Annotated in this window: 13 protein-coding genes; 7 read left to right on the plus strand and 6 right to left on the minus strand. The window is 39.5% G+C overall.

All coding sequences use genetic code 11. The features are described 5' to 3' along the window. Nucleotides 1-19 precede the first annotated feature (19 nt). Genes panB through DET49_RS09435 form a run of 3 tightly spaced genes read left to right on the plus strand, consistent with a single transcriptional unit; the run spans nt 20 to nt 2333 of the window. Nucleotides 20-838, plus strand: coding sequence for a 3-methyl-2-oxobutanoate hydroxymethyltransferase (gene panB / locus DET49_RS09425; RefSeq protein ID WP_133547851.1), 819 nt, complete (start codon nt 20-22; stop codon nt 836-838). Nucleotides 839-889: 51 nt separating this feature from the next. Beyond that, entirely contained in the window at nt 890-1588 is a 699-nt protein-coding gene (locus DET49_RS09430) for an RluA family pseudouridine synthase (RefSeq protein ID WP_133547852.1), read from the plus strand. 16 nt (nt 1589-1604) lie between these two features. Beyond that, nucleotides 1605-2333, plus strand: coding sequence for a TonB family protein (locus DET49_RS09435; RefSeq protein WP_133547853.1), 729 nt, complete (start codon nt 1605-1607; stop codon nt 2331-2333). Here the strand turns inward: DET49_RS09435 and DET49_RS09440 are convergent, their stop codons facing one another. After that, entirely contained in the window at nt 2334-3878 is a 1545-nt protein-coding gene (locus DET49_RS09440; protein WP_133547854.1) for a hypothetical protein, read from the minus strand. It abuts the gene before it with no gap. Between the two features lie 147 nt (nt 3879-4025). On the opposite strand from DET49_RS09440, the gene DET49_RS09445 reads away from it, so the two are divergent. From DET49_RS09445 to leuB, 4 genes are all read left to right on the plus strand, one after another. After that, nucleotides 4026-5198, plus strand: coding sequence for a 2-isopropylmalate synthase (locus DET49_RS09445; protein WP_133547855.1), 1173 nt, complete (start codon nt 4026-4028; stop codon nt 5196-5198). 96 nt (nt 5199-5294) lie between these two features. After that, nucleotides 5295-6677, plus strand: a complete 1383-nt coding sequence (gene leuC, locus DET49_RS09450) for a 3-isopropylmalate dehydratase large subunit (protein WP_133547856.1) — start codon at nt 5295-5297, stop codon at nt 6675-6677. Nucleotide 6678: 1 nt separating this feature from the next. Beyond that, nucleotides 6679-7293: a 3-isopropylmalate dehydratase small subunit gene (leuD, locus tag DET49_RS09455; protein WP_133547857.1), complete on the plus strand. Its 615-nt coding sequence runs from the start codon at nt 6679-6681 to the stop codon at nt 7291-7293. Between the two features lie 62 nt (nt 7294-7355). Beyond that, on the plus strand, nt 7356-8471 hold the full coding sequence (leuB, locus tag DET49_RS09460; RefSeq protein ID WP_133547858.1) for a 3-isopropylmalate dehydrogenase: 1116 nt from the start codon (nt 7356-7358) through the stop codon (nt 8469-8471). A 141-nt stretch (nt 8472-8612) separates the two neighbouring features. Here leuB and argH read toward each other — a convergent pair whose 3' ends face one another. The 5 genes from argH to DET49_RS09485 form a co-directional block, all read right to left on the minus strand. After that, a complete protein-coding gene (argH, locus tag DET49_RS09465) occupies nt 8613-9890 on the minus strand; it encodes an argininosuccinate lyase (RefSeq protein ID WP_133547859.1) in 1278 nt (425 codons plus the stop codon). 56 nt (nt 9891-9946) lie between these two features. Further along, on the minus strand, nt 9947-11020 hold the full coding sequence (locus tag DET49_RS09470; RefSeq protein ID WP_133547860.1) for a M20 family metallo-hydrolase: 1074 nt from the start codon (nt 11018-11020) through the stop codon (nt 9947-9949). After that, entirely contained in the window at nt 11020-11799 is a 780-nt protein-coding gene (gene argB, locus DET49_RS09475; RefSeq protein ID WP_133547861.1) for an acetylglutamate kinase, read from the minus strand. The genes DET49_RS09470 and argB overlap by 1 nt, the downstream gene beginning before the upstream one ends. A 32-nt stretch (nt 11800-11831) precedes the next feature. Then, on the minus strand, nt 11832-12806 hold the full coding sequence (locus DET49_RS09480) for an N-acetylornithine carbamoyltransferase (RefSeq protein ID WP_133547862.1): 975 nt from the start codon (nt 12804-12806) through the stop codon (nt 11832-11834). Between the two features lie 100 nt (nt 12807-12906). Then, nucleotides 12907-14034 carry an aspartate aminotransferase family protein gene (locus tag DET49_RS09485; protein ID WP_133547863.1) on the minus strand — a complete coding sequence of 376 codons (1128 nt, stop codon included), beginning with the start codon at nt 14032-14034 and terminating at the stop codon, nt 12907-12909. Nucleotides 14035-14036 lie beyond the last annotated feature (2 nt).

The following is a 14036-nucleotide window of genomic DNA, read 5'->3' on the forward strand; positions in this document are numbered from 1 at the left end:
ACCATCCAAAATTAAAGATATGTCTGTAGCTAAAAAAGAATATAAAAGAGTCACCACGAAATCACTGGTGGATATGAAAAAGAATGGAGAGAAGATTGCGATGCTGACTTCTTATGATTATTCCATGGCCAAAATTGTTGATGGGGCCGGAATTGACGTGATTTTAGTAGGAGATTCTGCCAGCAATGTGATGGCAGGGCACGAAACCACGCTTCCAATTACTTTAGACCAAATGATTTATCATGCAACCAGCGTGGTAAGAGCTATAAATCGTGCTCTTGTCGTGGTAGATCTTCCTTTTGGAAGTTATCAAAGTGACCCAAAAGAAGCCCTACGATCCGCTATTAGAATTATGAAGGAAAGCGGCGGACATGCGGTAAAGCTTGAAGGGGGAAAAGAGATTAAAGAATCCCTCAAACGTATCCTTCATGCTGGAATCCCGGTTATGGGACACTTAGGCCTAACCCCCCAATCTATCTATAAGTTTGGAACTTACACCGTTAGGGCTAAAGAAGAGGAGGAAGCAGAAAAACTAAAATCCGATGCAATATTACTGGAACGTCTGGGTTGCTTTGCGGTAGTTTTAGAAAAAGTTCCGGCAAAACTAGCCAGAGAAGTCGCTGAAAGTATACGCATTCCTGTTATAGGAATTGGCGCGGGAAACGGAGTTGATGGCCAGGTCCTGGTTATACAAGATATGCTGGGAATGACCCATGAGTTTAACCCGAGATTTCTTAGAAGGTATGCCGATCTGCACACGGAAATGACCAAGGCTTTTGAAGATTATCGTGATGATGTTAAAAGCAAAAGCTTTCCCTCTGATAATGAACAATATTAATTCACTACCCAGTGGGTAATTGTAGTTTTCAATACAAATAAAACAGCTAGTTTGGGAAAAATAATTTCGGATAAAAATAACCTCCAGGTGCTCTATGAAGACAATCATATCATTGTAGTCAATAAACGCCCAGGAGATATAGTGCAGGGCGATAAAACCGGTGATACACCCCTTAGTGAAGTTGTAAAATCTTACCTCAAGGAAAAATACAATAAACCCGGGGATGCTTATTTAGGGGTTGTTCATCGTCTGGATAGACCAACCAGTGGAATTGTATTGTTTTCTAAAACCTCGAAAGCACTTCCGCGACTAAATAAGCTTTTTCAGAAAAAGGAGGCACAAAAAACATATTGGGCAATTGTTAAAAATGTACCAGCCCAAAAGTCCGGTACTTTAGTTCATTTTCTAAAAAGAAATCCAAAACAAAATAAATCCTACCCGCATATAAAAGAAGTACCCGATAGTAAAGAGGCGGTTTTGGAATATCGAATCATAAGGCAACTCGATAATTACTACTTGTTGGAAATCGATTTGCATACCGGCAGACATCACCAAATAAGGAGTCAGCTTTCCGCCATTGGGTGTCCCATAAAGGGCGATCTTAAATATGGATTTGACCGAAGCAATAAAGACGCCAGCATTCATTTACATGCCAGGGCCCTTAAATTTATTCATCCTGTAAAAAAGGAAGAAATTCATATTATTGCCCCACCACCTGAGGAGGTCCTCTGGAATAACTGTATTAATTAAATTACTTTAACCAACTATGAAACATTTTATCTTAAGCCTACTTTTCACCGCATTTTCATTTTCCCTTTGCGCCCAGGATACCATCTATATGGATAAAGATTTTCAGAACCTGGATTCTAAACGGAATGCTGAATATTTCAAAATTATTTCCCCTACTCCTGATAAAAATGCCGAATTCTTAAGAACGACCTATTTATTGGATGGAACAAAACAAGCGGAGCAGTCTTATGATCTAAAAGGAGAGGTGAAAGTTTATAATGGAATGCATAAACATTATTATGAATCCGGGGAATTATTTTACCAGCTGGAATTTAAAAATGGAAAAAAGCACGGGAACTTAATTGCATATTGGAAAAACGGAAGAAAGAGACGTCATGACGTATTTAAAAGAGATAAATTAATGCAAGGGAAAGTGTGGAATAGCCAGGGAGAAGAAATTAATTATTTTAAACATTACATCCCTGCTTCATTTCCAGGAGAAGAAGAAAATCTATATGCCTTCCTAAAAGAGCATATCTATATTCCTCAGGAACAAAAACAAGGTATTGCAGTTAAGGTGACTCTTATTTTCACCATAAACACCGAAGGTTATCTCTCCGAAATACAGATTGTAGAAGGAGCGCCTCACAGGTATAATGCCGAAGCGGTAAGGGTGGTAAGTAATATGCCAAAATGGAAGCCCACCAGGCATTTTGGAAAAGCAATGGCTACCAGATATACTTTGCCAATAATATTCCAGAAATAACTAGCGGCTTACCAAAGCAACTTTTTCCGCGATCACCTCCGCCACCGGACGATTTTCTATTTTGCTTTCCAACCAGGAAATGATATCCAGGTAGAGAAACGCCCTGCGTTCATATGGGTGGTCCTCAAATCCTTTTAATTTACTGTGAAGCCTTTTAAATTCATCTTTGATTTGCAGTGGAGAAACTTCCGGCAGATTTCGAAGAAAACGAATCATTTCTTTCTGAACTTCATGCAAATCATTCATTTTGATCAAAAATTTGTAGGTAGATTTAACCAGGCGATCCAAATGATAATCCAGCCCCGCTTCATAATGAGCAACCAGGCTTAATATTCGCGCAAAGCACATCAGGTCTTCCCGCATTTCCAGTGATTTATTATTAATGATTTTATTAAGGAATTCAATGCACTTTTTGTTGTTCCCGTCTCCAAAATAAAGACAAGCAATTTTATAATAAAACACCATAATATGATGCTCATCAATACGATCCTGATATTTTTTGATCCTCTTCTGGATCTTCTCCACCAATTCATCACCATTTGCAAAATTACCCTGCATAAAACGCAGGTTCAGCTTATTGGAATATAAATAAAGAAAAGCGAGTGCTTTAATATTATCATCATCCGGAATTTGGGCATCCTTTAGCATGCCTTCAAGATTTTTAAGAGTCTTTTCAAATAAATTGGTATGGTTGAGATAAAATAAAGATTCAAGCAAATAATGATTCCCTTTTAAATAAGAAACGGGATGAATAGGTACCAGGTGCTTATGATCGTTAAAAAGATCTATCCATTTCATGGAATAGCGGTAGCACGAGAGAAAATCCTGGGTGATAAAGCTAAACCACAAATGAGCTTTATACAGCCAAAGCTTTTCCCGGAAACCTATATTTCTTATTTGGTACTCAGGGAGATTTTGATTAAAATAATTTCTAATGCTATCGGCTTCTTCCTGGGTTCTTGCATAGCCCATTTTTAAGAAAATAGCATATAGCTGTAAAGATAGATTTGAAAGTTTGCTAGAGATTAAATTTAGATCGCTAAGGTCCCTAGTTTGCTGAATAAGACTTTCAGCCCGGTTTCCTATACTTCGGGTGATGTACTGAGACTCTATAATTTTTTCAAGTTCCAGGATCTCATAAGCCAGGTTTTTCTCTTCATATTCCAGGGCTTGCCCCTTTATTTTATCAAGTAGCTTGAGACTCTGTTTATATAAACCCTTACGATAAAGTATATAAGCAAAATCAAACTGTTCCCTTATTTGTACCGGAATACTCTGGTGTGCGGGATTCAACCTTAAACTAATAAGTATCTGTTTGTATAAATGCGCTTTTACGTTTGATAATTGCTGCTTACTGATTTTTGTTTTAAGAAGAATTTCCTTTTCATTATACTTTTTAAGCTTAGTCATTACCTTAAACAAATTCAGAAATTTACTATCGGTATTTACACCAATTCTTCCAACATATAACGAAAATTGACGCTTTTCCGAAGGGGAAAGTGACTTTATCAAGGAAAATAAGTTATCAGTTAAATCATTAGTCATTGTAACAGAATAGTTTACAAACCTCTGATTTACAGAGGCCTTACAATTTATTTTTTAGTTTAATTATCGTAATGACCCATTAAGCAAAGCTCACGAGTGTATAGATTAACAATACTTTAGTTAAAGATAAAGTAAAATAAATCTCTTATGAGCACAGAAAAGGTAGAAATTTTTGACACGACGTTACGAGACGGAGAGCAGGTTCCAGGATGTAAATTGAATACAGCCCAAAAACTCAAAATCGCTGCACGCCTTGATGAGCTGGGAGTAGATGTTATCGAGGCAGGTTTTCCTGTTTCCAGTCCTGGCGATTTTCAATCGGTTTATGAAATCTCCAAGCTGGCTAAGAATGCCGCCGTATGCGGTCTCACCCGTGCTGTTAAAAAAGATATCGAAGTTGCTGCTGAAGCCTTAAAATATGCCAAAAAACCGCGTATCCATACCGGGATTGGCACTTCAGATCCACATATCAAATACAAATTCAATTCTACAAGAGAAGAAATAATTGTGCGTGGTGTAGCCGCAGTTAAACACGCAAAGAATTTTGTAGATGATGTAGAATTTTATGCTGAGGATGCCGGAAGAACAGACAATGAATTCCTTGCCAGGGTATGTACCGAAATGATCAAAGCTGGTGCAACGGTATTGAACATTCCCGATACAACCGGATATTGTCTTCCTGATGAATACGGAAGAAAAATAAAATATTTAAAAGACAATGTAAAGGATATCGATAAAGTGATACTTTCCTGCCACTGCCATAACGATTTAGGTCTTGCCACCGCAAACGCTATTTCAGGAGTAATGAATGGAGCCCGCCAGATAGAATGTACTATTAACGGTATTGGTGAACGCGCCGGAAATACTGCTTTAGAAGAGGTCGTTATGATATTAAGACAACACCCAACCTTAAATTTAAACACGCAGATAGACCCGAAATTCCTTTTCGACACCAGTTGTATGGTTTCTCGAGAAATGGGAATGTTCGTGCAGCCAAATAAGGCAATTGTAGGGGCCAATGCTTTTGCTCATAGCTCAGGAATTCACCAGGACGGTGTGATTAAAAACCGGGAGACTTATGAAATTATAGACCCTGCGGAAGTTGGGGTTACCGAATCTGCAATCGTACTTACTGCAAGAAGCGGAAGGGCAGCTTTGGCTTATAAGGCCAAGAAAATGGGTTATAATTTAACAAAACTTCAGTTAGACGAAGTTTATGCAGAATTTCTGAATTATGCTGACGCCAGAAGATGTGTGGAAGACAATGATATTCACGAGATTATGGAAATTTCAGAAAGAAAAATTAGAGCCATTGCCTAATAATCCAGCAGGATTTTTGGAAAATAAAATGGGCTCACAGCAACAACAAAGACAGTCTGAGAGAAGTTCCCGACCTGGGATTGAAGTTATATGAAAATGAAAAAAACATTATTCGATAAAATTTGGGATGCACACGTGGTAGAATCCATACCAAACGGGCCCGATATATTATATATTGATAAACACCTGATCCATGAAGTCACCAGCCCCCAGGCATTCAATGAGCTAAAAGAACGCGGGATATCCCTATTTAGGCCTGACCGAACTGTAGCTACGGCAGATCATAATACTCCTACGCAAAATCAACATTTGCCGGTTAAAGATCTGTTGTCCAGAAAACAACTGAAAGAGTTAACTCAAAATTGCGAAGAAAATAATATTACCCTTTACGGTCTGGGCCATCCTTATAATGGAATTGTTCATGTTATGGCTCCAGAATTGGGAATTACTCAGCCCGGAATGACGATGGTTTGTGGAGATAGCCACACCTCTACTCACGGTGCTTTCGGGACCATTGCCTTCGGAATTGGCACCAGCCAGGTTTCCCAGGTTTTCGCCAGCCAATGCGTTTTGGTTCAGAAGCCTAAAAGACTACGTGTCAATGTGAATGGTAAACTCAAAAAAGGGGTTTTACCAAAAGATGTAATTCTTTATATAATCAGTAAGCTGGGAACAAATTCCGGGACAGGATATTTCTGCGAATATGCCGGGAATGTTTTTGAAGAGATGTCTATGGAAGGCCGAATGACGGTTTGCAACATGAGCATAGAAATGGGAGCCCGTGGAGGATTGATCGCGCCTGACGAAACGACCTTTGAATATGTAAAAGGAAAAGAATTCGCACCTAAAGCAGAAGAATTTGATAATATAAAAACTTATTGGGAAACGCTAAAAACCGATAAGGATGCTGAGTTTGATCAGGAATATTCTTTTGATGCTGAGGATATTGAACCTATGGTTACCTACGGAACCAACCCTGGGATGGGTATTAAAATCACAGGTTCCATCCCGATGGAAGGCGGAAAAAGCGATGCAAAGGCTTTGGCCTATATGGGATTTAAACCCGGTGAAACATTACTAGAGAAAACTATAAACTGGATCTTCATCGGTAGTTGTACCAATTCAAGAATTGAAGATTTCCGACAGGCAGCTGCCTATATCAAAGGCAAACAAAAGGCTGCAAATGTAAATGCTCTTATTGTTCCTGGTTCTCGTCAGGTCGCCGCACAAATTGAAGCCGAAGGTTTACGAGAAGTATTTGAAAATGCAGGTTTTACCCTCAGACAACCGGGTTGCTCAGCTTGTTTGGCTATGAACGACGATAAAATTCCTCCTGGTGAATATTGTGTTTCCACAAGTAACCGAAATTTTGAAGGAAGACAGGGACAGGGTTCCAGGACTATATTAGCCAGTCCTTTAACCGCAGCAGCAACGGCTATTTCCGGTAAATTAACCGACTTCACAAAACACCTTAATTAAGATGGAAAAATTTATCACCTTAACCGATACAGCGGTTCCCTTGGAAGTTGAAAATGTGGATACCGACCAGATTATCCCGGCCAGGTTTCTCAAAGCTACCGATAAAGCTGGGTTTGGAGAAAATCTCTTTCGTGACTGGCGTTTTGATAAAAATGATGAACCAAATCCGGATTTCACCCTTAACAAACCGGAATATTCAGGATCTATTTTGGTCGCTGGAGATAATTTTGGTTGTGGATCCAGTAGAGAACACGCGGCCTGGGCATTAAAAGCCTATGGATTTAAAGTAGTTGTATCCAGTTATTTTGCAGATATCTTTAAAGGCAATGCACTTAACAATGGGTTACTGCCGGTTCAGGTGAGCCCGGAGTTTTTGAATCAACTTTTTTTGGAAATCATTCAGGATCCCCACGTGGAAATTAAGATAGATCTGGAAGGCCAGAAAATTGGAATTCCAAAGAAAAACATCTCAGAACATTTTGAGATTGATCCCTATAAGAAGACCTGTATGATCAATGGTTTTGACGATATAGATTTTCTTGTAAGCAAACTCGATGCAATAAAAGATTTCGAAAAGAAAAAATCACAAAAAATACAAGCTTCCACACCCTTGTAGTTTTAAAAAAAAATAAAAATTGACCCGATACCATCGGAAAACCACACATAAAGAAGAAAGAAATGAAATTAAAAATAGCAGTCTTGCCCGGAGACGGGATAGGCCCCGAAATTACACAGCAATCAGTTAAAGTTTTAAAAGCTGTAGCAGATCGATTCGATCACCACTTTCAATTTGAAGACGCCTTGGTAGGTGCGGCAGCAATAGACTTGCTGGACAATCCGTTACCTGAAGCTACGCTGGAATTGTGCAAGAAATCTGATGCTGTGTTATTTGGGGCAATTGGACACCCAAAATATGACAATAATCCTGATGCAAAAGTAAGACCTGAGCAGGGTCTCTTGCAATTAAGGAAAGGCCTTGGGCTTTTTGCTAATATTAGACCCGTAAAAGCCTACGACAAACTCATAGAACAATCACCATTAAAGGCTGATCGCATTGCCGGTGCAGATATGGTAATCTACCGGGAACTTACCGGTGGCATCTATTTTGGTGATAAATATACCGCTGAAGATGGTCAGAGCGCTACCGATGTATGCAGCTACTCCGTAGAAGAAATTTCCCGGGTGGCTCACCTGGCTTTTAAAGCCGCACAGAAGCGTTCAAAAAAACTAACCCTGGTCGATAAAGCGAACGTTTTGGAAACTTCAAGACTATGGCGAAAAACAGTAACCGCAATTGGCAAAGAATATCCCGAAGTAGCACTTGACTTCCTTTTTGTCGATAATGCCGCGATGCAAATGATCCTTAATCCAACACAATTTGACGTGATCCTTACCGAAAATATGTTTGGTGATATTCTTTCTGATGAAGCCAGCGTTATTGGTGGGAGCATAGGCTTGTTAGCATCTGCATCAGTAGGAAAGGAAAACGCCATGTTTGAACCAATTCATGGTTCTTATCCCCAGGCAACCGGGAAGGGAATTGCAAACCCAGTAGCCTCTATTTTATCAGCTGCCATGCTTTTGGAGCATTTCGGGCTCAATGAGGAAGCTGAAGCGGTTAGAAAAGCAGTAGAACTTAGTATTAAACTCAATGTTTGCACCATAGATATTAACAAAGACAACCATTATACCACCGAAAAAGTGGGTGATTTCCTTGAGGGGCTTATCAGTGAAGTTGATAATATTAGTATCAACAATGAAAACCTTAATCTCGGGCAAATGACTATTATATAAGAATTTTTTTCTTCATTTATGTTTTGGGCCTCTCGCATTTCGTGTGGTTTTGCGGGAGGTTTTTTTAGTGATACCCGCCAAACAGGAATTTATCCAACTCCTGTTTGGCGTTGGTAGAACTATCCCGAGAAACCCCCTTCTTTACACCTGGTCTTTTTTACTTCTGATTTGCTCCAATCCAAGATTATCCTTGCTTCCCAGATGGGAATGTTTTTTAGCCTCGCCCGCTTCATAAGTTCCTGCCTGAACCTCCTGGCCAATAATTTGATAGGCTTCTCTAAAAGATTTTCCCTGCATTACCAAATCATTGATACTATCTACCGTAAATAAGTATTTATATTTATCATCCTGTAAATCGATATCCTTAACCTTAATTAAAGCAATAGCGTGAATAAAGACATCCAGGATCTCTTTAATATTTTCCACGGCATATATACTATTCTCTTTAATTAATTGATAATCCCGGTGATACCCGCTAGGCAAATTATTGGTAATGAGAACCATCTCATTGGCGATACTCTGGAGTTTATTACATTTTCCACGAATCAACTCAAAAACATCGGGGTTCTTCTTATGGGGCATAATACTGGATCCTGTAGTGAGTTCATCCGGAAAAGCGATGAAATCAAAATTCTGACTCATATATAAACAAATATCCATCGCAAACCTGGAAAGGGTATTAGAGACCGAGGCAATGTTGGAGGTGATGGTTCGCTCGCATTTTCCCCTACCCAATTGCGCTGCTACTACATTATATTTTAAAGTTGAAAATCCCAGTTCCTTTGTGGTGAATTCCCGGTCTATTGGAAATGAAGAACCATAACCTGCAGCAGAACCCAATGGGTTTTGGTCCACAACTTTTAATCCTGCGTTAAGTAAATAAAGGTCGTCTATAAGCAATTCAGCATAAGCTGAAAACCATAAACCAAAACTTGATGGCATCGCTACCTGTAAATGTGTATACCCAGGCAGCAGTTTTTGCTTGTGCTGCTCTGCCAGTTTTAAAAGAAGGTCAATCAGCTGCTTGGTTTTACCTGAGATTTCCTGCAGATTATCCTTAAAATATAATTGCATGGCCACTAAAACCTGGTCATTTCTAGAGCGTGCTGTATGGATTTTTTTTCCGGTATCACCCAGTGATTTGGTCAATTCAAATTCAATTTTAGAATGTACATCTTCAAAATCTTCTTCGATCACAAAAGTACCCTGTTCAAGTTGTTGCTGAAGTTTAGCAAGTTCCCTTTCAATATCTTTAACTTCTCCTGAGGTGAGAATGCTGACTTTTCCAAGCATTCGGGCGTGTGCCTTTGATGCTCTTAAATCATATTGAGCAATATGCATATCCAACTCCCGGTCATTTCCGACCGTGAAATTTTCAATCTTTTTATCTATAGTTAATCCTTTATCCCAGAGTTTCATATTTTTTCTTTTGCTTCTGCCGGATTTCTCCGATGATTTTAAAACCTTTATGGTTTTCATTTATTCTTAAAAGCCTTTCCAAGCAGTTTTATATAAGTATCAATCCCTTCTTCTATTTCCCTGATATAAATAAACTCATCCGCCGAATGGGATCTTGTCGAATCCCCAGGACCTAATTTTAAGGAAGGGCAATTTAGCATCGCCTGGTCTGACAGGGTTGGGGAACCATAAGTTTCCATACCCAGTGCAATGCCTGCTTTTATTAAATCATGGTCCTTTGCAATGGAAGAAGAATTCAAACGAAGCGAGCGTGCTGTAATTTTATCCACAGGTGCATTTTCCTGTAAAATCTGATTAATTTCCGTATTGGAATAAGCATCATTTACCCGAACATCAATAACCATATCTACGTGTCCAGGTACTACATTGTGCTGGCTACCGGCATTGATTTGGGTCACAGTGAGTTTTACCTTTCCAAGGGCCTTAGATTCCCTGGGAAAATCAAACTTCTCAAACCATTTTAAAACATCGGCGGTTTTATAAATGGCATTGTTTTCATTGGGGTGCGCCGCGTGCGAGGGAGTTCCCATTACTTTAGCATCAAAAACAATCAGTCCTTTTTCAGCAATGGCCAGTTGCATCAAGGTAGGCTCCCCCACAATAGCAACATCAATTTTTGGCATTTTTGGCAACATACAGGCAATCCCGTTTTTCCCATTTATTTCCTCTTCCCCTGTTCCTGCAAAAATAAGGTTATAGTTCAGGTCTTTTGCCAGGTAATACCAGGTAAATGTGGCGAGTAAGGAAACAAGGCAACCGCCAGCATCATTGCTGCCCAAACCATATAATTTCCCATCTTCAATTTCAGGTTCAAAAGGATCACGAGTATAAGCGGAATTTGGTTTTACCGTATCGTGATGCGAATTTAACAGCAGAGAGGGTTTGGAGGAATCGAAATATTTATTGGTCGCCCAGACATTGTTTAAGTGCCTATAAAAGGTCATCTCCTTTTCTTTAAACCACCCCTCAAGCAATTCAGCAGTTTTATCTTCTTCCCCTGAAAAAGACTGTGTCTTAATAAGCCTTTTGAGTAAGTCTATAGCGTCATTCTGTAATTCTTTGAGCTTCATCAGTTACTTATTTTTGTATAAACAGAATCTTTCTGTAATAACCTGAAATCCCCAAGAAATATGTGCTCCACACCATTTTCTAATGCCTGGAAACAGTTGTGAAGTTTTGGCAACATTCCATCGCTAATTATTTTTTCTTGAAGTAATTCCTGATATTTTTTCCAGGAAATTTTTTCGATTACCGAATCATCGTCATCAGAATCGGCCAGCACGCCTTTTTTCTCAAAACAATAATAAAGTTCGGTTTGGTATAATGAACTCATGGCTTTGGCGATTTCGGCGGCCACAGAATCTCCATTGGTATTTAAAAGCAGCCCGTCTTGCGTACAGGAAATTGCTGAAAAAACCGGGGTTATGTTTTGTTTAAGGATTGAATTGATAAATTCCGAATTCACCTTCTCTACATCTCCCACGAAGCCGTAATCTACTTCTTTAACGGGACGTTTTTTTGAAATGATACTAAGGCCGTCCGCACCACTAAGCCCTATGGCATTATTGTGAAGAGCCTGGAGTCCTGCGACAATATTTTTATTGATGTACCCGCCATAAACCATGGTAATGACCTTGATGGAATCGGCATCGGTAATTCGTCTTCCCTGGTACATTTGGGTTTTGTAACCGAGTTTTCCAGCGATTTCAGTAGCCAGGTTCCCACCCCCGTGAACCAGGATCTTTGGGCCATCCAGGGCGACAAAATCTCCAAGGAAAGCTTTGAACTTTTCCTTATCCTCGATAAGCTTTCCTCCTATTTTAACTATTTTTAAAACTTCCTTTTTCATAACGCTATTTTCCCGTAAGCTTATTGGACCTCTCAGGCATTTTTCCCTAAATCCACTTCCTTTACTGTTTCCTCCAGGATGCTTTTTAAAACCGCCTGTGCAGCAAAAGTTCTGTTTCCCGCTTGTTTGATAACCACTGAACTATCTGAATCCAGAACATCATCAGCAATCACCATATTTCGTCTTACAGGCAAACAATGCATCACCTTTGCATTATTGGTTTTTAATAATTTTTCTGCTGAAAAAGTCCAATTTCGGTCTTCGCTCAATTTCTGTCCATAGCTTTGATAACTGCTCCAGTTTTTTACATATACAAAGTCGGCATCAATTAAAGCTTCTTCCTGATTATGAATTACTAGAACATCCTTCGTGATTTCCGGGTTTAAATCATATCCCTGTGGATTGGTGATCACAAAATCTACCTCGAGCCTTTGCATTATTTCAGCAAAAGAATTAGGCACGCTTTGCGGCAATACCCTGGGGTGTGGCGCCCAGCTCAGGACAACTTTCGGCCTATCCTTCTTTTTTAATTCAGAAATCGTAATGGCATCGGTCAGGGCTTGAAGCGGATGCCCGGTTGCACTTTCTAGGTTCACCACGGGGACTGAAGCATATTTTTTAAAACTATTCAAAACAATCTCAGCTTCATCTTTTTCTTTATCCTGCAAATCAGGAAATGCCCGGACAGCAATGATATCACAATACTGGGATAAAACTGCGGCGGCTTCCTTGATATGTTCTGCCTTATCGGAATTCATCACTGCTCCGTCTTCAAACTCTAATTTCCAGCTGTCACTTCCGGCATTCATCACCATTACTTCCATTCCCAGCAATCTGCCTGCCTTTTCAGTACTTAATCTCGTTCGCAGGCTAGGATTAAAAAATAGCATCCCCAGGGTTTTTCCCTTGCCAATCTCCAGGGCAGTTTTTGCTTTTTTTAGTTCCAATGCTTCAGTGATCAATTGCTGCAGATCTTTTATATCTGATAAATCTGTGTAATTTTTCATGTAATTGTTTTTCCAATGGTTCTGGCAGCACATCAGTATTAATCTTCAATATCATTTAATCCCGTATCAATTATTGCGGTACTGCGCTGGCAAATTATATTTATTTTAAAACAATTTTCAAAGCTTTAAATAGCTTATCAAATTGCTCTTTATTAATATTTAAAGGGGGCAATATCCGCAGGAGTTTCTTGTTTGCGGAAGCACCGGTAAAGATTTGATGTTTATAAAGGATTTCTTTTCTTATCTGGGCGATCTCAAAATCGAATTCCAGGCCGATCATCAGTCCCCGTCCTTTAATTTGTTTTATCTGGGGAATTTCAGCTGCTTTCTCCTGTACGTATTCAAAGAGTTCCTTTGCATTTTTTAAAAGGTTTTCTTTTTCAAGAACCTTTAAAACCGCAATTCCCGCTGCACAGGCTAAATGGTTTCCCCCGAAGGTTGTCCCCAACATTCCTGATTTTGCCTTAATGGATTTGTCGATTAAAATCCCCCCAATTGGAAAACCATTGCCCATACCTTTTGCTATGGAAATGATATCAGGGCGAATATTGTGTTTTTGAAATGCAAAAAAATCGCCTGTTCTTCCATAACCTGCCTGTACTTCATCGGCAATTAAAACCGAACGATATGTTTGGCACAATTCCGCGGTTTTTTGATAAAATTCAGCAGAGGCCTCCTCCAGGCCACCCACCCCCTGAATTACTTCAAAAATAACCGCAGCCACATCGCCCTTTCTAAGTTCATTTTCAAGGGCCTGGGTATCCTCAAAAGCAAGTTTGGTCGCTTTGTGATTTTGGTTAAAGGGAGCTTTAATATTTTCGTTGTCTGTTACCGCCACTACACCGGAAGTCCTTCCATGAAATGCTTTGTCAAAATAGATTATTCTATCCTTTCTGGTATGGAAAGAAGCCACTTTTAAAGCGTTTTCATTTGCTTCAGCACCAGAGTTACATAGAAATAAGCTATAATCTTTTATCCCGGAGAGCTTTTCTAGTTGATCGGCAAGTTCCTGTTGTAAGGGGTTCTTAACTGAATTGGAATAAAAACCCAGCCTGGCAACCTGTTTGGAAATCGCATTGACGTATGTGGGATGGGAATGCCCGATAGAAATTACGGCGTGACCTCCATAAAGGTCGAGATACTTTTTTCCTTCGTTATCAAAAACATAGGCGCCCTGACCCTTTACCGGGATAATATCGTAAAGGGGATAAACATCAAATAGTTGCATAG

Source organism: Salegentibacter sp. 24 (genome assembly GCF_004362395.1).
Classification (GTDB): Bacteria; Bacteroidota; Bacteroidia; order Flavobacteriales; family Flavobacteriaceae; genus Salegentibacter.